Source organism: Pseudomonas sp. NPDC090752 (genome assembly GCF_055584805.1).
The window spans coordinates 130,798-152,549 of the sequence record NZ_JBVJLI010000009.1 but is presented as its reverse complement, the minus strand read 5'-3'; the positions used below and the strand labels follow the sequence as shown (position 1 = coordinate 152,549).

20 protein-coding genes and 2 pseudogenes are annotated in these 21,752 nt (G+C 63.3%); 18 read left to right on the top strand and 4 right to left on the bottom strand.

The window, feature by feature from the left end; all coding sequences use genetic code 11:
• Window positions 1-58 precede the first annotated feature (58 nt).
• Window positions 59-514, bottom strand: coding sequence for an REP-associated tyrosine transposase (locus ACZ6YA_RS14465; protein ID WP_465897804.1), 456 nt, complete (start codon window positions 512-514; stop codon window positions 59-61).
• A 313-nt stretch (window positions 515-827) separates the two neighbouring features.
• On the opposite strand from ACZ6YA_RS14465, the gene ACZ6YA_RS14460 reads away from it, so the two are divergent.
• The 16 genes and pseudogenes from ACZ6YA_RS14460 to ACZ6YA_RS14385 all read left to right on the top strand — a co-directional run.
• Complete coding sequence (locus ACZ6YA_RS14460; RefSeq protein ID WP_465897803.1) at window positions 828-1,916, top strand: efflux RND transporter periplasmic adaptor subunit; 1,089 nt, start codon at window positions 828-830, stop codon at window positions 1,914-1,916.
• A complete protein-coding gene (locus ACZ6YA_RS14455; RefSeq protein ID WP_465897800.1) occupies window positions 1,913-2,980 on the top strand; it encodes an efflux RND transporter periplasmic adaptor subunit in 1,068 nt (355 codons plus the stop codon). Before ACZ6YA_RS14460 ends, ACZ6YA_RS14455 begins: the two co-directional genes overlap by 4 nt.
• Complete coding sequence (locus ACZ6YA_RS14450) at window positions 2,977-6,042, top strand: efflux RND transporter permease subunit (protein WP_465897799.1); 3,066 nt, start codon at window positions 2,977-2,979, stop codon at window positions 6,040-6,042. The genes ACZ6YA_RS14455 and ACZ6YA_RS14450 overlap by 4 nt, the downstream gene beginning before the upstream one ends.
• Before the next feature lie 227 nt (window positions 6,043-6,269).
• Entirely contained in the window at window positions 6,270-6,452 is a 183-nt protein-coding gene (gene oscA / locus ACZ6YA_RS14445; protein ID WP_264311110.1) for a sulfur starvation response protein OscA, read from the top strand.
• Between the two features lie 48 nt (window positions 6,453-6,500).
• Window positions 6,501-7,505, top strand: a complete 1,005-nt coding sequence (locus tag ACZ6YA_RS14440) for a sulfate ABC transporter substrate-binding protein (protein ID WP_465897798.1) — start codon at window positions 6,501-6,503, stop codon at window positions 7,503-7,505.
• Window positions 7,506-7,690: 185 nt separating this feature from the next.
• The gene (gene cysT / locus ACZ6YA_RS14435) at window positions 7,691-8,509 is read left to right on the top strand and encodes a sulfate ABC transporter permease subunit CysT (RefSeq protein WP_400803877.1); all 819 of its coding nucleotides are present in this window, start codon (window positions 7,691-7,693) and stop codon (window positions 8,507-8,509) included.
• Between the two features lie 13 nt (window positions 8,510-8,522).
• On the top strand, window positions 8,523-9,395 hold the full coding sequence (gene cysW, locus ACZ6YA_RS14430; protein ID WP_279929372.1) for a sulfate ABC transporter permease subunit CysW: 873 nt from the start codon (window positions 8,523-8,525) through the stop codon (window positions 9,393-9,395).
• A 3-nt stretch (window positions 9,396-9,398) separates the two neighbouring features.
• Window positions 9,399-10,388: a sulfate/molybdate ABC transporter ATP-binding protein gene (locus ACZ6YA_RS14425; RefSeq protein ID WP_008093195.1), complete on the top strand. Its 990-nt coding sequence runs from the start codon at window positions 9,399-9,401 to the stop codon at window positions 10,386-10,388.
• Window positions 10,389-10,753: 365 nt separating this feature from the next.
• The gene (locus ACZ6YA_RS14420) at window positions 10,754-11,542 is read left to right on the top strand and encodes an energy transducer TonB (protein WP_465897797.1); all 789 of its coding nucleotides are present in this window, start codon (window positions 10,754-10,756) and stop codon (window positions 11,540-11,542) included.
• A gap of 30 nt (window positions 11,543-11,572) precedes the next feature.
• Window positions 11,573-12,292 (top strand): MotA/TolQ/ExbB proton channel family protein, encoded by a 720-nt coding sequence (locus ACZ6YA_RS14415; protein ID WP_465897796.1) that lies wholly within the window; start codon window positions 11,573-11,575, stop codon window positions 12,290-12,292.
• Between the two features lies 1 nt (window position 12,293).
• On the top strand, window positions 12,294-12,695 hold the full coding sequence (locus ACZ6YA_RS14410; RefSeq protein WP_465897795.1) for an ExbD/TolR family protein: 402 nt from the start codon (window positions 12,294-12,296) through the stop codon (window positions 12,693-12,695).
• Window positions 12,696-13,011: 316 nt separating this feature from the next.
• Complete coding sequence (locus ACZ6YA_RS14405; protein WP_465897794.1) at window positions 13,012-13,593, top strand: alpha/beta hydrolase; 582 nt, start codon at window positions 13,012-13,014, stop codon at window positions 13,591-13,593.
• A gap of 64 nt (window positions 13,594-13,657) precedes the next feature.
• Window positions 13,658-14,488 (top strand): sigma 54-interacting transcriptional regulator, encoded by an 831-nt coding sequence (locus ACZ6YA_RS14400; protein WP_465897793.1) that lies wholly within the window; start codon window positions 13,658-13,660, stop codon window positions 14,486-14,488.
• A gap of 174 nt (window positions 14,489-14,662) precedes the next feature.
• Window positions 14,663-15,448 carry a MetQ/NlpA family ABC transporter substrate-binding protein gene (locus ACZ6YA_RS14395; RefSeq protein WP_465897792.1) on the top strand — a complete coding sequence of 262 codons (786 nt, stop codon included), beginning with the start codon at window positions 14,663-14,665 and terminating at the stop codon, window positions 15,446-15,448.
• A gap of 195 nt (window positions 15,449-15,643) precedes the next feature.
• Window positions 15,644-15,784, top strand: a pseudogene (locus ACZ6YA_RS14390) (amino acid ABC transporter permease); the annotation flags it as partial.
• Window positions 15,773-16,108: pseudogene (locus tag ACZ6YA_RS14385) on the top strand (type 2 periplasmic-binding domain-containing protein); the annotation flags it as partial. The pseudogenes ACZ6YA_RS14390 and ACZ6YA_RS14385, both read left to right, overlap by 12 nt.
• A gap of 130 nt (window positions 16,109-16,238) precedes the next feature.
• Here ACZ6YA_RS14385 and ACZ6YA_RS14380 read toward each other — a convergent pair.
• Window positions 16,239-18,602: a penicillin acylase family protein gene (locus tag ACZ6YA_RS14380; protein ID WP_465897791.1), complete on the bottom strand. Its 2,364-nt coding sequence runs from the start codon at window positions 18,600-18,602 to the stop codon at window positions 16,239-16,241.
• 86 nt (window positions 18,603-18,688) lie between these two features.
• On the opposite strand from ACZ6YA_RS14380, the gene ACZ6YA_RS14375 reads away from it, so the two are divergent.
• The gene (locus ACZ6YA_RS14375; RefSeq protein ID WP_465897790.1) at window positions 18,689-19,255 is read left to right on the top strand and encodes a sugar O-acetyltransferase; all 567 of its coding nucleotides are present in this window, start codon (window positions 18,689-18,691) and stop codon (window positions 19,253-19,255) included.
• On the opposite strand, the gene ACZ6YA_RS14370 is transcribed toward ACZ6YA_RS14375, so the two are convergent.
• Window positions 19,234-19,803 carry a DUF6436 domain-containing protein gene (locus tag ACZ6YA_RS14370; RefSeq protein ID WP_465897789.1) on the bottom strand — a complete coding sequence of 190 codons (570 nt, stop codon included), beginning with the start codon at window positions 19,801-19,803 and terminating at the stop codon, window positions 19,234-19,236. The genes ACZ6YA_RS14375 and ACZ6YA_RS14370 overlap by 22 nt on opposite strands.
• A gap of 226 nt (window positions 19,804-20,029) precedes the next feature.
• On the opposite strand from ACZ6YA_RS14370, the gene bipL reads away from it, so the two are divergent.
• The gene (gene bipL, locus ACZ6YA_RS14365; RefSeq protein WP_465897788.1) at window positions 20,030-20,956 is read left to right on the top strand and encodes a phospholipase BipL; all 927 of its coding nucleotides are present in this window, start codon (window positions 20,030-20,032) and stop codon (window positions 20,954-20,956) included.
• Here bipL and ACZ6YA_RS14360 read toward each other — a convergent pair whose 3' ends face one another.
• Entirely contained in the window at window positions 20,957-21,709 is a 753-nt protein-coding gene (locus ACZ6YA_RS14360) for a DUF2059 domain-containing protein (protein ID WP_465897787.1), read from the bottom strand. It lies immediately after the preceding gene.
• Window positions 21,710-21,752 lie beyond the last annotated feature (43 nt).

Here is a 21,752-nt window from a genome sequence, read left to right as displayed (position 1 = left end):
TTCAAGACTGTGGCGATCCTGTGGGAGCGGGCTCGCCCGCGAAGGCTTCACCACAAATTCAGAGCCAGACCGCATCCCAATGCGGATAGTCTCTGACACTTTTGACCAACCCCGCCCGCAACGGGTTGGCAACAATGTACCTGGCGACATGCACCACACTCTCCTCCCGCCGCAACGCATGGTCCTGATAGCCCGGCTGCCATATCGGCTTGTGCCTCACGCCTGCTCTTCGCAACGTGATGGCCGTGCGTGACTTGAACCTGCGCATCAATGTACCCAGTGTCACTGCTCTCAACTCGACCAGCCAGTGCAGGTGATCTGGCATCACAATCCAGGCCAGTGAATCGCACTCTCGGCTTTCATGCGAAATGCGCAGTTGTTTGATGGCCAGGCGAGCGTGCTGGAAGTCGTGAAAAATCGGCTTTCGTTGGTGGGTGATGGTGGTCAGCAAGTAGAGCCTGCCGGGCTCTGAGAAGCGACCGCGTCGCAGTAGGTGTGGTTGAGCGAGAGTCACTGAATTCGTCCTTGATAAGTAATCCCTTAATGAAAAGTAGTGTTTGTACGGGTTAGGTCTCACATCAGTTCGTTACTGCATGTGCCAGTAATGAATGGATGGCCGGGCCGGCCCTTTCGCGGGCAAGCCCGCTCCCACAGAGTTACCTCAGATCTCGAACTCGAGGTGATCCTGTGGGAGCGGGCTTGCCCGCGAAGAGGCCCGAACAGCCGCCATACCCGCCCAACTGACCTCCATCAGTGTTTTTTCTGAACCCTGATCTACGCTAACAGTCGCATCCCACGAATCATTTGCGCGCAAGCTAGGAGCCTGCATGAGGGTGACGCGTCCACTGTTGGCCGTAGGCCTGGGGCTGCTAGGCCTGCTCACAGGCTGCGGCAAGGAAGAACTGCCCGAGGTCATGCCTCGGGTCGGTGTCGTGCAAGTGCAACCCACCGATTTCGCCGCCAGGGTCACCCTGACCGGTGACGTGCAGGCGCGGGTGCAGACTGACCTGTCGTTCCGTGTGGGCGGCAAGATCATCTCGCGCAGCGTCGATGTCGGCGACCACGTCAAGGCCAACCAGGTGCTGGCGCGGCTGGACCCGAAAGACCTGCAGAACAACGTCGACTCGGCCAAGGCCGAAGTGTTCGCCGCGCAGGCTAGGGTCACTCAGACCAGCGCGGCGTTCGTCCGCCAGCAAAAGCTGTTGCCCAAGGGCTACACCAGCCAGAGCGAGTACGACTCCGCCGAGGCCGCGCTGCGCAGCAACCAGAGCGCGCTGAAAGCCGCCCAGGCACAACTGGCCAACGCTAATGAGCAACTCAGCTACACCGCGCTGGTGTCCGAGGCCGATGGCGTGATCACCGAGCGCCAGGCCGAGGTCGGTCAGGTGGTGCAGGCGACCATGCCGATCTTCAGTCTGGCCCGTGATGGTGACCGCGATGCAGTGTTCAACGTTTACGAGTCGCTGCTGGTGGCGCCGCCGAGTGATGCGGGCGTGATCGTCAGCCTGCTCGACGACCCCAAGGTGCAGGCCCAGGGCTTTGTCCGCGAAGTGACCCCGACCGTCTCCGCGCAGAGCGGCACAGTGCAGGTCAAGGTGGCTCTGCGCAACGTCCCGCCGGCCATGCAGTTGGGCTCGCCAGTGACCGCCACCGCCAATGCCCAGGGCAGGCCAAGCATCGAATTGCCTTGGGCGGCGCTGACCAAGGCATTGCACGAACCCGCTGTCTGGGTGGTGGGTGACGGCGACAAGGTCGAACTGCGCAAGGTCCAGGTCACCCGCTACCTGACCGGCAAGGTGGTCATCGCCCAAGGTATCAAAGGCGGTGAGACGGTCGTGGTCGCCGGTGGCCAGCTGTTGCATCCGGGCATGCAGGTGGAAAAAGTCGATGCCAAGGATGGAGGGGCTGCACCATGAAGCGCGTGCTGCTGATCTGTGCTGCAGGCCTGCTGTTGGCGGCGTGCGGCAGCGAAGAAGAACAACCCGAGGTCGTGCGCCCGGTGCTTTCGACCCTGGTCGAGGCCCAGGCGCAATCGCAGCTTGGCCGCTTCGCCGGGACGATCCAGGCGCGCTTCGAGAGTACCCTGGGCTTCCGGGTAGCCGGACGCATCGCCCGGCGATGGCTGGATGTCGGCGCGCAGGTGAAACCCGGCGATACCCTGGCCACCCTCGACCCCACCGACCAGCAGAACCAGTTGCGCGCTGCCGAGGGCGACCTGGCCAAGGTCCAGGCGCAATGGATCAACGCCCAGGCCAACGCCCGCCGCCAGCAGCAGCTGTACGACCGCGGCGTCGGTGCCCAGGCCCAGCTGGACATCGCCCAGACCGACCTGAAGACTACCGGCGCCAGCCTGGAACAGGCGCGTTCAGCCGTCAGCCAGGCCCGCGACCAGCTCGACTACAGCACCCTGCGCAGCGACCATGCAGCAGTGATCACTGCCTGGCAGGCCGAAGCCGGGCAGACCGTCACCGCCGGGCAGGCGGTGGTCACCCTGGCCCGCCCCGACGTCAAGGAAGCCGTGATCGACCTGCCCATCGGCATCGCCGAAGCCCTGGCCAAGGACCTCACCTTCACCGTCGCTTCGCAGCTCGACAGCAGCATCAACACCACCGCCACCCTGCGCGAACTGGAGCCCCAGGCCGACGCCGCCACACGCACACGACGCGCGCGTCTGACCCTGGCCAGCACCCCTGCAGCCTTCCACCTGGGCACGGCGATCAGCGTGACCCTGACGTCGGCGATCACCCCGCGCAGCGAATTGCCCCTGAGCGCGCTGCTGGAGCGCGATGGCAAGACCCAGGTGTGGGTGGTCGACACCCAGCAGAAAACCGTCGCTACCCGTGATGTGAAATTGGTGGAACGCACCGCCGACAGCATCGTGCTGGCGTCCGGAGTGCAACCTGGCGAGCGCGTGGTCACCGCCGGCGTCAACAGCCTCAAGCCCGGGCAGAAAGTCACCTATGACGAGGACGCGCAATGAAAGGAAGCTTCAACCTGTCCGAGTGGGCACTGCGCCACCAGTCTTTCGTCTGGTACTTGATGTTCGTCGGTTTGCTGATGGGGATCTTTTCCTACTTCAACCTGGGCCGTGAAGAAGACCCGTCCTTCACCATCAAGACCATGGTGATCCAGACCCGCTGGCCGGGCGCGACCCAGGACGAAACGCTGTACCAGGTCACCGACCGCATCGAGAAGAAGCTCGAAGAGCTCGACTCGCTCGATTACACCAAGAGCTACACCCGCCCCGGTGAGTCCACCGTCTACGTCTACCTGCGCGACACCACCAAGGCCGCCGACATCCCGCAGATCTGGTACCAGGTCCGCAAGAAGATCCAGGACATTCGCGGCGAGTTCCCCCAGGGTATCCAGGGGCCAGGGTTCAACGACGAATTCGGTGACGTGTTCGGCTCGATTTACGCCTTCACCGCCGACGGCCTGACCCTGCGCCAGTTGCGCGATTACGTCGAGCAGGCCCGCGCCGAGGTGCGCGAAGTGCCCAACATCGGCAAGATCGAGCTGATCGGCACCCAGGACGAAGTGTTGTACCTCAAATTTTCCACCCGCAAGCTGGCAGCCCTGGGCATCGACCAGCGCCAGGTCATGCAAGCCCTGCAACAACAGAACGCCGTGACCCCTGCCGGGGTGATCGAGGCTGGCCCGGAGCGCATTTCGGTGCGCACCACCGGGCAGTTCGCTTCGGAAAAGGACCTGCAGACCGTCAACCTGCGCATCAATGACCGGTTTTTCCGCCTGGCCGATATCGCCGATATCGAGCGCGGCTACGTCGACCCGCCCTCGCCGATGTTCCGCTACAACGGCCAGACCGCCATTGGCCTGGCGATCGGCATGAAGGCTGGCGGCAACATCCAGGTGTTCGGCGCCGCGCTGGAAAAGAAAATGGCCAGTGTGATCAAGGATCTGCCGGTGGGCGTTGGCGTGCACACGGTGTCCGATCAGGCGGTGGTGGTCAAAGAAGCGGTCGGCGGCTTCACCAGCGCCTTGTTCGAGGCGGTGGTGATCGTGCTGGCGGTGAGCTTCGTCAGCCTCGGCGTGCGTGCCGGGCTGGTGGTGGCCTGCTCGATTCCGTTGGTGCTGGCGATGGTCTTCGTGTTCATGGAGTACAGCGGCATCACCATGCAGCGGATCTCGCTGGGCGCGCTGATCATCGCCCTGGGCCTGCTGGTGGACGATGCGATGATCACCGTCGAGGTCATGGTCACGCGCCTGGAAATGGGCGAGAGCAAGGAGGCGGCGGCGACCTTTGCCTACACCTCGACGGCATTCCCCATGCTCACCGGCACCCTGGTGACCGTGGCCGGCTTCGTGCCGATCGGCCTCAACGCCAGTTCCGCCGGCGAGTACACCTACACGCTGTTCGCGGTAATCGCCGTGGCGTTGATCGTGTCCTGGGTGGTGGCGGTGTTCTTCGCGCCGGTGCTCGGTGTGCATATTCTCAAGGCGGACAAGCTCAAGGCCCACGAGGCAGAGCCCGGCCGGGTCGGGCGTGCCTTCGAAGGCGGCCTGATGTGGTGCATGCGCCACCGCTGGCTGACCATCATCGGCACCATCCTGCTGTTCGCACTATCGATCTTCAGCATGCGTTTCGTGCAGAACCAGTTTTTCCCGTCCTCTGACCGCCCGGAAATCCTCGTCGACCTCAACCTGCCGCAGAACGCCTCGATCGAGGAGACGCGCAAGGTGGTCGACCGGCTGGAGGCAAGAATCAAGGACGACCCGGACCTGGTGCGCTGGAGCACCTACATCGGCCAAGGGGCGATCCGCTTCTATCTGCCGCTGGATCAGCAATTGCAGAACCCGTATTACGCCCAGTTGGTCATCGTCAGCAAGGGCTTCGAGGAGCGCGCGGGGATGATGGCGCGCCTGCAGAAACTGCTGCATGAAGAGTTCGTCGGTATCGGCACCAACGTCCAGTCGCTGGAGATGGGCCCGCCCGTGGGCCGGCCGATCCAGTATCGGGTCAGCGGCAAGGACATCGACCAGGTGCGCAAGCACGCCATCGACCTGGCCACGCTGCTGGATGCCAACGAGCACATCGGCGAGATGATTTTTGACTGGAACGAGCCCGGTAAGGTCCTGCGCGTCGAAATTGCCCAGGACAAGGCGCGTCAGCTGGGGCTGTCGTCCGAAGACGTGGCCAACGTGATGAACAGCATCGTTAGCGGCGCGCCGGTGACCGAGGTCAACGACAACATCTACCTGATCGATGTGATCGCCCGCGCCGTGGACAGCGAACGGGGTTCGCCGGACACCCTGCAAAACCTGCAGATCGTCACCCCAAGCGGCACCTCGATACCGCTGCTGGCCTTCGCCACCGTACGCTATGAACTGGAGCAGCCGCTGGTGTGGCGTCGCGACCGCAAGCCGACCATCACCATCAAGGCCTCGGTTAACGGCGAGATCCAGCCCACCGACCTGGTGGCGCAGCTCAAGCCGAAGATCGACGAGTTCGCCAGCCAGTTGCCGGTCGGTTATGAAGTGGCGACGGGCGGTACGGTGGAGGAGAGTGCCAAGGCGCAAGGCCCGATCGCCAAGGTCATTCCGCTGATGCTGTTCCTCATGGCGACCTTCCTGATGATCCAGCTGCACAGCACACAGAAGCTGTTCCTGGTGGTCAGCGTGGCGCCACTGGGGCTGATCGGCGTGGTGCTGGCGCTGGTGCCTACGGGCACGCCGATGGGCTTCGTGGCGATCCTCGGTATTCTTGCCCTGGCCGGCATCATCATTCGTAACTCGGTGATCCTGGTGACCCAGATCGACGAGTTCGAGGCCCAGGGCTATTCGCCGTGGGATGCCGTGGTGGAGGCCACCAACCACCGGCGGCGGCCTATCCTGCTGACGGCGGCGGCGGCCAGCCTGGGCATGATCCCGATTGCCCGCGAAGTGTTCTGGGGGCCGATGGCCTACGCCATGATCGGCGGCATCATCAGTGCAACGCTGCTGACGCTGTTGTTCCTGCCGGCGCTGTATGTGGCCTGGTACAAGATTCGCGAGCCTGAACACAAAGCTTCAAGCACACATTGACCCGTGTGGGAGCGGGCTTGCCCCGCGAATGCGGTGGTGAATTCACCGCAGTATTTGCGGGCAAGCCCGCTCCCACAAAGGACCGCGTCAACGCCTTAATAAATGGTTATATAAACATTCTTAAACAGTATTTTTAAGAATATCCGCGCCTCACTACTATTGCCCTCAAGCCAGGCGCAAATCCCCTTCACACCTCTGCCCGGCACCTCACTCACAGGAGAACGAGCATGAGTGCATCTCTGCGTAGCATCGACGGTCAGGACGAAGCCACCATTCTGCGTGAGATCCAGAGCGCCCTGCGCGATCTGCGTTTCGGTGCGGTGGAGATTACCGTGCACAACGCTCAGGTCGTGCAGATCGAGCGCAAGGAGAAGTTCCGCCTGCAACAGCCTGGCCACAAGCCTGGCTGATACCGCCCCACCTTCAAAACTAGAAAAATGCCAATCGGGAGCTTCACCATGTCCATCCGCCGTTATGCGCTCGCCGCCCTGGCCAGTGCCGTTTTTGCCGGTTCCGCCATCGCCAAGGACTACGAACTGCTGAACGTGTCCTATGACCCGACCCGCGAGTTGTATCAGCAGTACAACGCCGAGTTCATCAAGCACTGGCAGCAAGCGCACCCGGACGACAAGGTGAAGATCCAGCAGTCCCACGGTGGTTCGGGCAAGCAGGGCCGCGCGGTGATCGACGGCCTGCGCGCCGACGTGGTGACCCTGGCCCTGGCCGGCGACATCGACGAAATCGCCAAGCTCGGCAAGACGTTGCCGGACAACTGGCAGACCCGCCTGCCGGACGCCAGCACCCCGTACACCTCGACCATCGTGTTCCTGGTGCGCAAGGGCAACCCGAAAGGCATCAAGGACTGGGGCGATTTGATCAAGAAGGACGTCTCGGTCATCACCCCGAACCCCAAGACCTCCGGCGGCGCCCGTTGGAACTTCCTCGCTGCCTGGGCCTACGGCCTGAAACAGGGGGGCGAAGCCAAGGCCACCGAGTACGTGAAAGAGCTGTTCAAGCACGTACCGGTACTCGACACCGGCGCCCGTGGCTCGACCATCACTTTCGTCAACAACGGTCAGGGCGATGTGCTGCTGGCGTGGGAAAACGAAGCCTTCCTGGCGCTGAAGGAAGACGGCGGCGCCGACAAGTTCGAAATCGTCGTGCCTTCGTTGTCGATTCTCGCCGAGCCACCCGTAGCCGTGGTCGACAAGAACGCGCAGAAAAAGGGCAACGAGCAGATCGCCGAGGAATACCTCAAGCACCTGTACAGCCCGGCCGGCCAGAAAATCGCCGCCGAAAACTTCTATCGCCCACGTGACGCGAAGGTCGCTGCCGAATACGGCAAGCAATTCCCGAAACTGGATTTGGTAACCATCGACAAGGACTTCGGTGGCTGGAAGACTGCACAACCGAAGTTCTTCAACGACGGCGGTGTGTTCGACCAGATCTATCAGGCGCAGTAATGCCATGGTGAAGCTGGGGCCGCTTTGCGGCCCATTCGCGGCGCAAGGCCGCTGCCACATTGGATCGCGGTTCCCTGTGGGAGCGGCCTTGCGCCGCGAATGGGCTGCAAAGCAGCCCCAGGATTCAAAAGCCTGCACCGGCCCGGCATGACTGCCGGGCTTCGTGCGTTCAACCAGGGATTTTTATGTCACGTCGCATTTCCCCCGTCATACCCGGCTTCGGGCTGACGCTGGGCTACACCTTGGTGTACCTCAGCCTGATCGTGCTGATACCGCTGGCGGCCATGTTCATTCATGCCTCGCAGCTCACCTGGGAGCAGTTCTGGAACATCATCAGTGCGCCGCGGGTGATCGCCGCGCTCAAGCTGAGTTTCGGCACCGCCCTGTTCGCCGCCATCATCAATGGCGTCATCGGCACCCTGCTGGCCTGGGTGCTGGTGCGCTACACCTTCCCCGGGCGCAAGATCATCGATGCGATGATCGACCTGCCGTTCGCCTTGCCAACCGCCGTTGCCGGTATCGCCCTGACCGCCCTCTATGCCCCGCAAGGCTGGGTCGGCCAGTTCGCCACCGACTTGGGTTTCAAGATCGCCTACACCCCGCTGGGCATCACCCTGGCACTGACGTTCGTCACCCTGCCGTTCGTGGTACGCACGGTGCAGCCGGTATTGGCCGATATCCCGCGTGAAGTCGAAGAGGCCGCCGCCTGCCTGGGCGCGAAGCCGCTGCAGGTGTTCCGCCATGTGCTGGCGCCTGCCTTGCTGCCCGCCTGGCTCACCGGCTTTGCGCTGGCCTTTGCCCGTGGCGTCGGCGAGTATGGTTCGGTGATCTTCATCGCCGGCAACATGCCGATGAAGACCGAGATCCTGCCGTTGCTGATCATGGTCAAGCTCGACCAATACGACTACACCGGCGCGACCGCCATCGGCGTGTTGATGCTGGTGGTTTCCTTCATCCTGCTGCTGCTGATCAACCTGCTGCAGCGCCGCATCGAAACCCCTTGAAGGAGGCCCGGCCATGTCCAGTTCATCCCTGAGCACTACCGCCGCCGCCAATGCCGCGCGGCGTGGCAGTGCCACCTCGCGGCGCATCCTGATCGGCCTCGGCTGGCTGGTGTTCGCGCTGTTTCTGCTGTTGCCGCTGGTGATCGTGGTATCGCAGGCGCTGAAGAACGGCTTCGGTACCTTCTTCGAGGCGATCTTCGAGCCTGATGCATTGTCTGCACTCAAGCTGACCTTGCTGGCGGTGGTCATCTCGGTGCCGCTGAACCTGGTGTTCGGCGTCAGCGCCGCCTGGTGCGTGAGCAAGTACACCTTCCGTGGCAAGAGCATCCTGGTCACCCTCATCGACCTGCCGTTCTCGGTGTCGCCGGTGATCGCCGGCCTGGTCTACGTGCTGATGTTCGGCGCCCAGGGCCTGTTCGGCCCGTGGCTGCAGGACCACGATATCCAGATCGTCTTCGCCCTGCCGGGCATCGTCCTGGCGACCATCTTCGTCACCGTGCCCTTCGTGGCCCGTGAACTGATTCCGCTGATGCAGGAGCAGGGCACCCAGGAAGAGGAAGCCGCGCGCCTGCTCGGCGCCAACGGCTGGCAGATGTTCTGGCACGTGACCCTGCCGAACATCAAGTGGGGCCTGATCTACGGCGTGGTGCTGTGTACCGCGCGGGCCATGGGCGAATTCGGCGCGGTGTCGGTGGTGTCGGGGCATATCCGTGGCGTCACCAACACCTTGCCGCTGCACGTGGAGATCCTCTACAACGAGTACAACCACGTCGCGGCCTTCAGCGTGGCCAGCCTGCTGCTGATCCTGGCGCTCTTCATCCTGCTGCTCAAGCAGTGGAGCGAGAACCGTATTAACCGCCTGCGCCATAGCGCCGCGGAGGAATGATTCATGTCGATCGAAGTTCGTAACGTCAGCAAGCGCTTCAACAGCTTCCAGGCCCTGGACAACATCAACCTGGATATCCACAGCGGTGAGCTGGTGGCTCTGCTCGGCCCGTCCGGCTGCGGCAAGACCACCCTGCTGCGCATCATCGCCGGCCTGGAAACGCCGGATGACGGCAGCATCGTCTTCCACGGCGAGGACGTGTCAGGCCACGATGTGCGGGATCGCAACGTCGGCTTCGTGTTCCAGCACTACGCGCTGTTCCGCCACATGAGCGTGTTCGACAACGTCGCCTTCGGCCTGCGCATGAAGCCCAAGGGCGAGCGGCCGAGCGAGAGCAAGATCGCCGAGAAGGTCCATGAGCTGCTGAACATGGTGCAGCTGGACTGGCTGTCCGACCGCTATCCCGAGCAGCTTTCCGGTGGTCAGCGCCAGCGTATCGCCCTGGCCCGCGCCCTGGCGGTAGAGCCCAAGGTGCTGCTGCTCGATGAGCCGTTCGGCGCCCTCGACGCCAAGGTGCGCAAAGAGCTGCGCCGCTGGCTGGCGCGGCTGCACGAGGACATCAACCTGACCTCGGTGTTCGTCACCCATGACCAGGAAGAAGCCATGGAAGTGGCGGACCGCATCGTGGTGATGAACAAGGGCGTGATTGAGCAGATCGGCTCGCCGGGCGAGGTGTATGAAAAGCCGGCCAACGACTTCGTCTATCACTTCCTCGGCGACTCCAACCGCCTGGCACTGAGCGAAGGTCATCACGTGCTGTTCCGCCCGCACGAGGTGTCGTTGTCGCGCCATGAGACCGAGGGGCACCATGCTGCCGAGGTGCGGGACATACGCCCGCTCGGTGCCACTACCCGGGTGACGTTGAAGGTGGAAGGGCAGAGCGAGCTGATCGAGGCCGAAGTGGTCAAGGACCACGACAGTCTCACCGGGTTGGCGCGTGGTGAGACGCTGTTCTTCAGGCCGAAGGTGTGGCAGAAGGTGGCGGATATCTGATTCGTCAGGTGAATATGAAACCCGGGCATGGTCCCGGGTTTTTTATTGCCCGCGCGACCGTATTCGCGGGCAAGCCCGCTCCCACAGGGAATGGCGCTGAACCCTGTGGGAGCGGGCTTGCCCGCGAACGAGGGCGTAGCCCTCGCATTTTGTCGATGCCTTGCGCGAATATTTCATATGCCGACAAGGCATCGCCAAATCACCTCTCGCCCACACCCCCCGAAACCCGCGGGCTAGAGACGGTGCCTGAAATTTGTTATTCCATAACGAGCTAACTTTAACTTGAAACATTACTTTAAGAACTAAGCCCCTGCGCCCGATGATTCAGCCACACACCTGAATCAAGAACCCCAGGAGTTTGATCAATGGGTAATGTCCAGACGGCCGTCAGGGCCTACGACCAGCCATGGCGCCCGGCCCCGGGTGACCTGGTCGAGCTTGGACGGACGCTTCGCCTGCCACTGGGTCAGCTGCGCCTGCAACGCACCCCGGTCAGCGGCCTCAAGCGCCGCGACAAGCTGGCGCTGGGGCTGCTGGTGCTGGCCCTGCACGGCGCTGCTGCCTACTGGGTGAGCCAGTCGCCGACGCCTGCGCTGCCGGTGGTACCGCCGCAGATTCCGCCCATGACCATCGAGTTTGCTGCGCCTGCGCCGCCCGTGGTCCAGCCGCCACCTCCGGCACCTGCACCGCCAGTGGTGGAGCCGCCGCCACCGGTGGTCGACGAGCTGGCCGCCAAGCCCAAACCGAAGCCCAAACCTGTGCCCAAGCCGGTCGCCAAGCAACCGCCCAAGCCACAGCCCAAGCCGGTCGAGTCACCACCCCCTGCGCCCGCTCCGGTCGCGGCCCCGGTGCCGCCCGCACCACCGGCCCCGGTGACGCCACCCTCGGCCAACGCCGCGTACCTGAAGAACCCGGCGCCGGAATACCCACAAATGGCCCTGCGCCGTGGCTGGGAAGGCACCGTGCTGCTGCGGGTCGAGGTATTGCCCAGCGGCAAGCCGGGGCAAATTCAGATCCAGAAGAGCAGCGGCCGCGACGCCCTCGACGCCGCCGCGCTGGCTGCGGTCAAGCGCTGGAGCTTCGTCCCCGCCAAGCAGGGCGACGTGGCCCAGGCCGGCTGGGTCAGCGTGCCGATTGATTTCAAACTTCGCTAACTTTTTCCCAGAACACAGGAAGACATCACCATGAGCCTGCTGGCATCCCCCCTCGAATCCGTTGAAAGCGCAGTCATCTGGCTGCTGGTTGGTTTCTCTGTCGCCACCTGGGGCCTGGCCCTGGTCAAGGTCGTGCAGTTCGTGCGGTTGAAGAACCAGGACAAGCGCTTCCACCAGCAATTCTGGGCCGCATCGAGCCTGGATTCGGCCGCCGAGATCAGCCACGAACTGCCTGGCCCGGCAGCCCGGGTTGCCCAGTCAGGTTATGCGGCGATTGCCGTAGGCGACACCCAGGCCAACGACCTGAGCCACGCCATCAACCACCAGGATCGCCTCGAACGTGCCCTGCGCCAGCAGATCGTGCGTGAGCGCCGCTCGCTGGAAACCGGGCTGGCCGTAGTGGCCAGTATCGGCAGCACCTCGCCGTTCATCGGCCTGTTCGGCACCGTGTGGGGCATCATGGAAGCGCTCAAGGGCATCAGCGCGGCGGGCTCGGCCAGCCTGGAAACCGTGGCCGGCCCGATCGGCGCGGCGCTGGTCGCCACCGGTGTGGGTATCGCCGTCGCCGTCCCGGCGGTGCTGGTCTACAACTACTTCCTGCGCCGCCTCAAGCTGACCGCCGCCGACCTGGATGACTTCGCCCATGACTTCTACAGCCTGGCGCAGAAGAGTGCCTTCCGCGTGCTGGTGCACCCCGCCGTGCACAAGGCCCAAACCGGTTTCACCCAGCCAGTGAAGGAGGCGTCCTGATATGGCCTTTTCGACCCAGGACAGCGACGAAGTCCTCAGTGAAATCAACGTCACGCCGCTGGTGGACGTCATGCTGGTGCTGCTGGTGGTGTTTATCGTCACCGCGCCGCTGCTGACCAACGCCATCCCCATCAACCTGCCCAAGACCGAGGCCGTGGCGCCGGTGGAGCAGAAGGACCCGCTGGTGGTGAGCATCGATGGCGGCGGCAAGTTGTTCATCAACAAGGACGAAATCCAGCCGGACCTGCTGGAGACCAACCTCAAGGCGGCCAAGGCCAAGGATGCAGAGGTGCGTGTGCAGCTGCAGGCCGATGATGGTGTGAACTATGGCGAGGTGGCCCGGGCCATGGCGGCGATTGAACGTGCGGGGATCAGCAAGTTGGCGGTGATTACGGCGCGGTGATCTTCAGTGTTTTCTTCAGGCAAGTGGCTCTTAATGGGGCGTATGGGCTTTATCTCTTGACAGGGGTGGGCCTTTTTTTTTGCCTTGAGGGGATGTGTGGGGCTGCAAGGTGCCTGTCATTGCATTTCTAGCGCCTGTGAGATCGAGCGCCGCGCGGGCGGCGCTCGATCTGCGCATCACTACAACTCTCACGGCAGGCACATCCAAACAACAAAAATCAAAAATGGTTATTAATAAATAGCTTCTTATTCCTTTACGAATATAACCCTCTCCCTATACTTGTCTCCAAGCACGCAAACTTACCGGAGGCGTCCCCATGCGCAATGAGTCGATTCGTTACCTGATTGTGCCGGGCTGGCAAGGATCGCCAGACAACCATTGGCAGAGTCACTGGCAGCGCACCCTGCCCAACAGCGCCCGGGTCGAGCAGCACGACTGGCTCACCCCGCAACGCGAGGACTGGGTGCAGGCGCTGGCGCAGGCCATCGCCGCTGAAGATTCGCCGGTGATTCTCATCGCCCACAGCCTGGGCTGCATCACCGTCGCGCATTGGGCCGCACAAGCCAGCCCAGGCGTGCTCCGCCGTGTGCGCGGTGCGCTACTGGTGGCCCCGGCAGATGTCGAGCGCCCAACCTGCTCGGCCGCCTTGCGCAATTTCGCGCCAATCCCGCTGCAGGCGTTGCCGTTCCCCAGCCAGGTGGTCAGCTCCGACAACGACCCGGCGATCAACGTACCGCGTGCGCTGTACCTGGCCCAGGCCTGGGGTGCCGAAGCGGGTTTGCTGAGCAACGCCGGGCATATCAACGTCAAGTCCGGGCATGAACGCTGGGAACAAGGTTTCGCCTACCTGTATCGCCTGCAAAGCCGGGTCGAGCAGCGCGCACTGCGCCGCGCCTGATCGGCCCTACTGTTTACCGTTAGCCTGACGCCCGGCCGCTGGAGGCCTGGGGCGGGAGTTCGTCATGACCTTTCAAAACCCGTTCGGCCAGCCGCTGCTGACCTTCCCTGAACTGGACAAGAGCCCCTTGAGCATCCGTGCCAAGGCGCTGGTGTTCATCGACCCGCGTTCGCAGCAGTTGCGCCAGGCTCTGGAACGCCTGGCGCCGCAACCGCTGCCGGTGCTGATCCGCGGCGAGACCGGCACCGGCAAGGAACTGCTGGCACGGCAGATCCACCGGGCCAGCGACCGTGGCGGGCTGTTCGTCTCGGTCAACTGCGCGGCCATCAGCCATACCTACGCCGACGCCGAGCTGTTCGGCTACAGCGCCGGCACCCACGGCGGTACCGCCAGCAGCCGCGCCGGCTGGTTCGGCTCGGCCAACGGCGGCACCCTGTACCTGGACGAAATTGCCGACCTGCCGCTGGAGATCCAGGGCAAGCTGCTGGCCGCGCTGGAAAACCGCGAAGTCACCCGTGTCGGTGCGCAACAGCCGCAACCGGTGGATGTGCGCCTGGTGGCCGCCACCAGCATTGACCTCGCGCGGGTGGTCAAGGCCGGCAGGTTCAACGAGCGCTTGTACCAGTACCTGCGCGAAGGCGCACTGGAGCTGCCGCCGTTGCGCGAGCGGCGCGGGGATATCCTGCCGCTGGCCGAATACTTCGTCGGCATCTACACCGCCCGCCTGCAGCGCCCGGTGCCACTCATTAGCGAAGCGGCCCAACAGGTGCTGGAAGCCCACGCCTGGCCCGGCAATACCCGGGAGCTCGAGAACATCATCCACTTTGCGCTGCTGGTCAACGACAGCGAGGAGATCCAGCCGGAGGACCTCGACCTGCCAAACCCCGCGCGCTAGACATCGCTCATAAGCAAAGCCGGTGGTGGCGTTTTGTTTTTGGAATAAGCAGCTAATTAAAAGGTATTGTTGCGGAATAAAAAATCTCGGTATCTTCCGCCTCACGCCCACTGATGAAACGGTTGGGCACCGACTTCGCCATCGCCGATGGCCAGAATCAGAACAAGGACCACCATGAAGAAGACCCTGCTGACCACCGCCCTGGCCGCCGCCCTGTCGTTCTCCGGCCTGGCTGCCGCCGCCGAGAAACTGGTGGTTGCCGCTACCCCGGTACCCCATGCCGAAATCCTCGAGCTGATCAAGCCGACCCTGGCCAAAGAGGGCGTGGACCTGCAGATCAAGGTCTTCACCGACTACGTGCAGCCCAACGTGCAGGTCGACCAGAAGCGCCTGGACGCCAACTACTTCCAGACCCTGCCGTACCTCAAGAGCTTCAACGAAGGCAAAGGCACCCACCTGGAAACGGTGATCGGCGTTCACGTCGAACCGTTCGGTGGCTACTCGAAGAAGATCAAGAACCTGTCCGAGCTCAAGGACGGCGCCACCGTTGCCATCCCTAACGAAGGCAGCAACAGCGGACGCGCCCTGATCCTGCTGCAGAAAGCTGGCCTGATCACCCTGAAAGACCCGAAAAACGCCCTGGCCACGCCGAAAGACATCGCCGAGAACCCGAAGAACCTGAAGTTCCGCGAGCTGGAATCGGCCATGCTGGCGCGTGTGATCGACCAGGTCGACCTGGACATGATCAACACCAACTACGCCCTGGAAGCTGGCCTGAATCCGGCCAAGGATGCGCTGGTGATCGAAGGTGCTGACTCGCCGTACGTGAACTTCCTGGTGGCCCGCCCGGACAACAAGGACAGCGAGGCTATCCAGAAGCTGGCCAAGGCGCTGACCAGCCCAGAGGTGAAGGAATTCATCGCCAAGAAATACAGCGGTGCGGTGCTGCCGGCGTTCTGATTAGCCTGCTTTACCCCTGCGTGAAAAACGCCGACGCCTTTGCGTCGGCGTTTTTGTTTGTGGCCGGCTGGCGCGGGCCAGGGCGATAAGATTTCAGCGATATCAATATGCAATAAAGGTATTTATAAAAAGTTTTTTATAGCTTTAAAGTCTACTGATCTGGCCATGTGCCCACTTCAGAATCCTTTCGACGCCATGACTTTCGACACCGCGTTCATGCTCAGTACATTGCCCGCCTTCTTCAAGGCCGTCGGCGTGACGTTGCAGGTCGGCCTGTTCGCCATTGCCACTTCAATGCTGGTAGCGCTGCTCAACGCTACCATACAACTGCTCAAGTTCGAGAAGAACAGCGAGTCGCTGCAGGCGCTGGCCAACGGCCGTGGCGATGCCTATGCCCAGGACAACCTGATCCTGTTCAGCTGGGCCAAGCAGAACCCGGGCTACCGCGTGCTACCGCAGCTGCTGGGCGAAGAGGCACCGATTGCACCGGCGGTGAAGAAAGGCAACATCGAACTGCGTGACTGGGTGAATGCCGAGCTGGCCAAGCTGGGTGAGGAGAAGTTCCTGCTCAAGCTGTATGACCAGTACGTGCGCAAGGAACTGAGCGATGACACCAAGCCTGAGAGTGTGATTGTCGAAGGCGGCAAGTGGCAGGGGTGATGGACTCATTGATTTAGTGGCCCCCTGTGGGAGCGGCTTTAGCCGCGAACACCGGCAAAGCCGGTGCCATACACCGCGTCGCTTGCTTCGCGGCTAAAGCCGCTCCCACGGGGTCTGCGGTGCACTCTCGCTACTCTGCTGGAACCAGCCTGAGCGTGCTCTGCGCCGGAATCACCCCCATCTGCGCCCGCTGATAGCGCCCCTCGATGTACCCCTCGGCCTGATCTGCATAATGCCTGTCGAACGGTACCCCACTCTGTCCGACTGGGTTGCTGGTCAGCGCCTGTCCGGCGTCGGCAAAGTCGATCAGCCGACGTGTCGAGGGGCCATAGGTCACCGGCCACGGCGCCGGCCCGATCTTCGCCGACAGGTTATTGGGCACCTCATGCGTGCCTGGCGCAGCAAACGGCCCGACATTGAAAATCAGGTTCAGCGGCTTCTTCACGCCCAGCGGATGGTTGTGTGTCAGGGTATGGGCCTTGCCCCATTGCCAGCTGGCCGGGTCTTTGCCAAAGGTTTCGCGCAGATGTTCAAGCGTTTGCTGCCAGGCGATCCGCACGACGGCGGTGCGGTCGGTGCGTTCATTGGCACCGCGGGTGCTCCACCACGGCGATTCGGCGTCGGCGGCCAGGCGTGGCAGGGCGGCGTCGATGGTGCGGGTGCTGATCAGTACCGGGAACCAGGTGTCACCGAGTTCGTCATGCAACGCGGCATACGCCAATTGGTAAAGAAACTGGTTGAACAGCGTGGCGCTGGTCGAATCCAGTGGGTAGTCACCGCGCCAGGCCGCCAGTTGTTCGACCAGCTCCTTTTCCTCATCGCCTTGGGCAATGCCGCGCAAGGTCGCCAATAACGGCGCGAGGGTGCGTGGGCCGTAATCGTTGGCGGTGTCCAGTTGCAGGGCCTGGCTGTTGTCGATGTCCCACTTCACGTCCGGGTTGGCCAGGTGGCGATCCAGCTGTCGGCCCCGGTCCGGCAAGTTGTAGTAGCCCGGGACTGGCACCACGGCGGGCGGCTGGTAGTTGGCCGAAACGATGTAGCCGCTGGCCGGGTTTTCCTGTTGCGGGTTGACGCTGAAGGGATAGAAACCCAGCTTGTCGGCTTGTGCGCTTGAGCCATCGAGGATGAACGTCGGGTTGGCGCCTTCCGGGCGGATCGGCAGTTGCGCCGCAGCCCACCAGCCAATATCGCCTCGGGCATTGCCCCAGACAAAATTGAGCCCAGGCGCCTGAACCTTGGCTGCCGCCTCGCGCATCTTGGCAAGGGAGTCGGCGCGGTTGAGCTGGTAGAAGCCTTCGAGGATCGGGTTGTCGGTTTCCAGGAATGCCCACCACATTGCGATCGGCGCAGCACCAGCCGTCGCGCCCAATACCTCGTTGACGATCGGCCCGTGGGGTGAGCGACGCAGTTCGACGGTGACCGGCTGCTCGCCTTTGACGGCGATCTGCTGCTGGGTCTTTTCCAGTATTCGCCATTGGCCATCGACCATGACCTGATCGCTGTTGGCCGGGTTGGTCTTTTCCGCAATCAGGTCGACATCGTCGTTCTGGAACATGGTCAGGCTCCAGCCGAAGTCGCGGTTGTGGCCGAGCAGCGCGAACGGGTTGAGTGCCTGGAAGTAGCCATACAGGTTGAACCCCGGCGCCGAAAGTTCGGCTTCGTACCAGACTGCTGGCACCGCGAAGCTGATGTGCGGATCCCCGGCCAGCAACGGCTTGCCGCTGCGAGTACGGCTGCCGGCCACAGCCCAGGCATTGCTGCCTTCGAACTGCGGGATGCCGGCATCGCCAAGGGCTTCATGGCTGAGCCGGGCGAGGGCTTCCAGGCTTTGCCAGTCGGCTGCCGCCAGCGGTGTGCCCAGTGCCCCATCAGGCTTCCAGTCGAGGTCGAAGATTTTCAAGTACTGCGGGCCGAGCTGGTCGCGGATATAGGTGAGCGCAGGCTCGGTGCGAAATGCAGCGGCAAAACTGTAGGCCAGGTAGCCGGCGATGCTCAGGGTGTCCTCAGCGGTGAACGGCCTGGCCGCGATACCGAGCAGGTCGAATTCCATGGGTTTGGGGTGGCCGGCCTGCCAGTTGTTCACGCCATCGAGGTAGGCATGCAGAGCCTGCCAGGCGGGTGATTGGCGGTCCAGGCGCTGCACCATCAATGCCGCCTGGTCGCGGATGCGCAGGCTGCGGAACAGGGTGTCGGTGGGCAGCAGCTTTTCCCCCAGCACCTCGGCCAGTTCGCCACGCGCCAGGCGCCGCATGATCTCCATCTGAAACAGTCGGTCCTGAGCATGCACGTAGCCCAGGGCCCGGTACAGGTCCGCTTCGTTCTGCGCCTGCAGGTGTGGCACGCCGCGAGCGTCATAACGCACGCTGACCGGGGCCTGCAGGCCGGCCATCGCCACCTCGCCGTCGCGCTGTGGCAGTTTGCCGTGCACGTACCAGTAACCGGCGCCGGCGGCCACGGCTACCACCACGGCCAACAGGGTCAGGCTGCGTTTCATCGAGACTCCTTGTGCAATCGAGCGGAAACTGTGGTCCGATCATCGACGGATTCGCGCACACAGCATAGCCCCCGATAGGAGTTTCCATGTCCCTCAGCGAAAAACAGAAAATGCTCGCAGGCCAGCCCTATCACGCCAGTTGTCCCGAGCTGCAGGCCGAACAGATCGCCAACAAGCACTGGATGCACCGTTACAACACCAGCGTCGAACTGCTCAACGACGCGCGCAACGGCCTGCTCGCCGAACATCTCGGCCATGTTGGCGAAGGCACGGTGATCCGCCCGCCGTTCTTCTGCGACTACGGCTACAACATCAGCGTCGGCCGCAACACCTTCATGAACTTCAATTGCGTGATCCTCGACGTGGTGCCGGTGCGAATCGGCGACGACTGCCAGATCGGCCCGGCGGTGCAGATCTACACCGCCGACCACCCGCTCGACCCCCAGCAGCGGCGCAGCGGACTGGAAAGCGGGCGGCCGGTGAGCATTGGCAACAACGTGTGGATCGGCGGTGCGGCGATCATCCTGCCGGGGGTGACCATTGGCGACAATGCAGTAGTTGGCGCTGGCAGCGTGGTCACCCGAGATGTGCCTGCGGGCGCAGTGGTGGTGGGTAACCCTGCGCGGGTGCGTCAGCCGGCCCAGGGGCAATAGCAGCCGACCGCCAGGGTGTTCGAAGCGGTGACCTGGCGGCCATCGAGCAGCGCCTTGAGGATTGGCTCGACGAAGCTGTTGCTGGCGTTGCATACCGCGCCTTCGCTGTAGGGGCCGAAGTAGGCGAGGTGGCCTTGGCGATCCCAGATTGCCACGGCGGGGGAGGCGGGCAGTTGTTCGCTGCCGGGCAGGTGGGCGATGGGCTGCAGGCCGGCGAGGTTGGCCGGCAACTGGCCGTGGCTTCCGGGCTTTTGCACGACGTGGAAGGTGACGTCGTTGCCCGCGAAGTGGCTGACCAGCTCGCCCAAGTGCTGCTGGTTGCCAACGTTGCAGGGGCAGGCCGGGTCCCAGAAGTGCACCACGCGGATCGGGCCGGGGCCGGCGAGTTCGGCCGGGAGGCGCAGCTGGCTGCCTTCGAACAGCGTGGCCTGGTTGTCGAACGGGCGCAGGTAGCGTGATTGGAAGCTGTCGTAGGCCCACCAGAGCACGGCGGCGCTGATCAGCAGTGCCAGAATGCCCGGAGTCGATTTCAAAATGCCGCGCTGCATGGAATTTCCACATGGCTTGATGCGGCGCAAATCCCTTGTGGGAGCGTGCTTGCCCCGCGAATGCGCCAGATCGGATGAAGATGTTGCCGTGTCTGACGCGTTCGCGGGGCAAGCCCGCTCCCACAAGGGATCTGCGTCGTTTGGCAGTGATGTTTCCAAGCTTGCCACGATGGGGCCAAGAGCTGAATATCACAGGTCAATACTCGCTTCGCTGTGGATGTACCCGATGCCTGCTGCTTTTCACCCCGACCGCCTGCGCTCCAGCCTTGCGCCGTTCAGCGCTCGCCAGCCGTTGTCGGCCCTGGCGCAGCACTACCAGCGCTTCTATGGCCTGAACCTGCCAGTACAAAGCTGGCTGGGTGGATTCCAGGCGGCGGGTTTCGATCTGGTCGGGCAAGCCTGGCTGCCGGCGCAGCCGGTGGCGACGCTGTTTCTGCTGCATGGTTACTACGACCACATGGGCCTGTATCGGCACGTGATCGAGTGGGCGTTGAAACAGGGTTATGCGGTCATCAGTTGCGACCTGCCGGGGCACGGGCTGTCCAGCGGCGAGCGGGCCAGCATTACTGACTTCGCGTTGTACCAGCAGGTGCTGGATGCCTTGTTCGAGCAGGCACACCACCTCGAACTGCCGCGTCCATGGCACCTTTGCGGGCAAAGTACAGGTGGGGCGATTGCGGTGGATCACTTGCTGCATCAGGGGGCGCAGAGCCCGATCGATGGCCAGGTGATCCTGCTGGCGCCGCTGGTGCGGCCACGTGCCTGGCGCTGGTCGAAATTCAGTTATCGGGTGCTGCGCCATTTCGTCAATGGCATCGAACGGCGCTTCAGTGAGAACAGCAACGACCCGACTTTCCTGCCGTTCCTGGAAGCCGACCCGCTGCAACCACGACGCCTGCCGACCGCCTGGGTCGGTGCGCTGATGGCCTGGGTCAAGCGTATCGAGGCCGCCCCTTGCAGCACGCGGCAGCCGTTGATCGTACAAGGTGAGGCGGACGGCACCGTGGATTGGCCCTACAACCTCAAGGTGCTCAAGGCCAAGTTCAGCGAGCCGCAGATCCTCATGCTGCCTGAGGCCCGCCACCACCTGGCCAACGAGCTGCCGAGCATCCGCGAGCGTTACTTCGACTTCATCGACCAGCGGCTGGGCTGATCACTTGAGGTTGGCGCCGCTCTGGCCGACCGCCAGCCCCGCACGCACGGCGGCGACTGCGGCCTGGTAGTAGGCCTTGCCATCCGGCGATTCGGCGAAGGTGGCGAATTCTTCGAGTTCTGCGTCGGACAGGTCGCGATAGACATACAGCAACGTATTGTTGAGGTCTTCGCCAATCTGGTTCATCAGCCGCTGGCGCTGGCCGTCGAGCAGGCCCTGGGCCTGGCCGCCACCGAACAGGCCTGGGATCATCGAACTGAGGCTGTCGGCGGCCACCCCGGCAATCGCCAGGCTGACTTCGGCTCCGGCTTCACGGGCCGGCAGGGCCTGGGCCAGGTGGCCGATGATCAGCAGGCGGTTGTCGCTGGCCTGGATTTTCGGCAAGCCCTTGGCGTTCTTGGCCAGTTGGTCCTTGCGCGTGGCCAGCAGTTCGGCGGCGACGATCTTGCGCCCCAACGGTGACTGGAAGAAGGCCAGCGCCGGCGCCGGGTTGGGCAACGCGCTGCGCAGCTGCGCCTGGGCACGGCGGTCCATGCCCTCGGCCTGGAAGCGCTGATTGCTGTTGTTGACCAGCGCCTGGTAAACCGTAGGCGGCAGGCTATTGCGGTAGCGCTGCTGGGCGGCGCTAACGGCATCGTTGAAATGGGCGCGCTGGTCGGGCCAGCCGGCGGCCTTGTACAGCTGATCGAGGCTGTCTGCCCAGACAGGCATGGTGCAGATCATCAGCAGAAGCAGGGAAAACAGACGGCGCATTCAGGACTCCTGTCGGCAGGTGGCTATTGTCCTTGGCTCGGCG

Bases quoted from the DNA above. Each gene is read 5' to 3' on its own strand.
- ACZ6YA_RS14440 (WP_465897798.1), top strand. From the start codon at position 6,501: ATGTCCATCCGCCGTTATGCGCTCGCCGCCCTGGCCAGTGCCGTTTTT.
- ACZ6YA_RS14405 (WP_465897794.1), top strand. From the start codon at position 13,012: ATGCGCAATGAGTCGATTCGTTACCTGATTGTGCCGGGCTGGCAAGGA.
- bipL (WP_465897788.1), top strand. From the start codon at position 20,030: ATGCCTGCTGCTTTTCACCCCGACCGCCTGCGCTCCAGCCTTGCGCCG.
- cysW (WP_279929372.1), top strand. From the start codon at position 8,523: ATGTCCAGTTCATCCCTGAGCACTACCGCCGCCGCCAATGCCGCGCGG.
- oscA (WP_264311110.1), top strand. From the start codon at position 6,270: ATGAGTGCATCTCTGCGTAGCATCGACGGTCAGGACGAAGCCACCATT.
- ACZ6YA_RS14360 (WP_465897787.1), bottom strand. From the start codon at position 21,709: ATGCGCCGTCTGTTTTCCCTGCTTCTGCTGATGATCTGCACCATGCCT.
- ACZ6YA_RS14410 (WP_465897795.1), top strand. From the start codon at position 12,294: ATGGCCTTTTCGACCCAGGACAGCGACGAAGTCCTCAGTGAAATCAAC.
- ACZ6YA_RS14415 (WP_465897796.1), top strand. From the start codon at position 11,573: ATGAGCCTGCTGGCATCCCCCCTCGAATCCGTTGAAAGCGCAGTCATC.
- ACZ6YA_RS14460 (WP_465897803.1), top strand. From the start codon at position 828: ATGAGGGTGACGCGTCCACTGTTGGCCGTAGGCCTGGGGCTGCTAGGC.
- ACZ6YA_RS14380 (WP_465897791.1), bottom strand. From the start codon at position 18,602: ATGAAACGCAGCCTGACCCTGTTGGCCGTGGTGGTAGCCGTGGCCGCC.
- ACZ6YA_RS14455 (WP_465897800.1), top strand. From the start codon at position 1,913: ATGAAGCGCGTGCTGCTGATCTGTGCTGCAGGCCTGCTGTTGGCGGCG.
- cysT (WP_400803877.1), top strand. From the start codon at position 7,691: ATGTCACGTCGCATTTCCCCCGTCATACCCGGCTTCGGGCTGACGCTG.
- ACZ6YA_RS14420 (WP_465897797.1), top strand. From the start codon at position 10,754: ATGGGTAATGTCCAGACGGCCGTCAGGGCCTACGACCAGCCATGGCGC.
- ACZ6YA_RS14400 (WP_465897793.1), top strand. From the start codon at position 13,658: ATGACCTTTCAAAACCCGTTCGGCCAGCCGCTGCTGACCTTCCCTGAA.
- ACZ6YA_RS14370 (WP_465897789.1), bottom strand. From the start codon at position 19,803: ATGCAGCGCGGCATTTTGAAATCGACTCCGGGCATTCTGGCACTGCTG.
- ACZ6YA_RS14425 (WP_008093195.1), top strand. From the start codon at position 9,399: ATGTCGATCGAAGTTCGTAACGTCAGCAAGCGCTTCAACAGCTTCCAG.
- ACZ6YA_RS14395 (WP_465897792.1), top strand. From the start codon at position 14,663: ATGAAGAAGACCCTGCTGACCACCGCCCTGGCCGCCGCCCTGTCGTTC.
- ACZ6YA_RS14450 (WP_465897799.1), top strand. From the start codon at position 2,977: ATGAAAGGAAGCTTCAACCTGTCCGAGTGGGCACTGCGCCACCAGTCT.
- ACZ6YA_RS14375 (WP_465897790.1), top strand. From the start codon at position 18,689: ATGTCCCTCAGCGAAAAACAGAAAATGCTCGCAGGCCAGCCCTATCAC.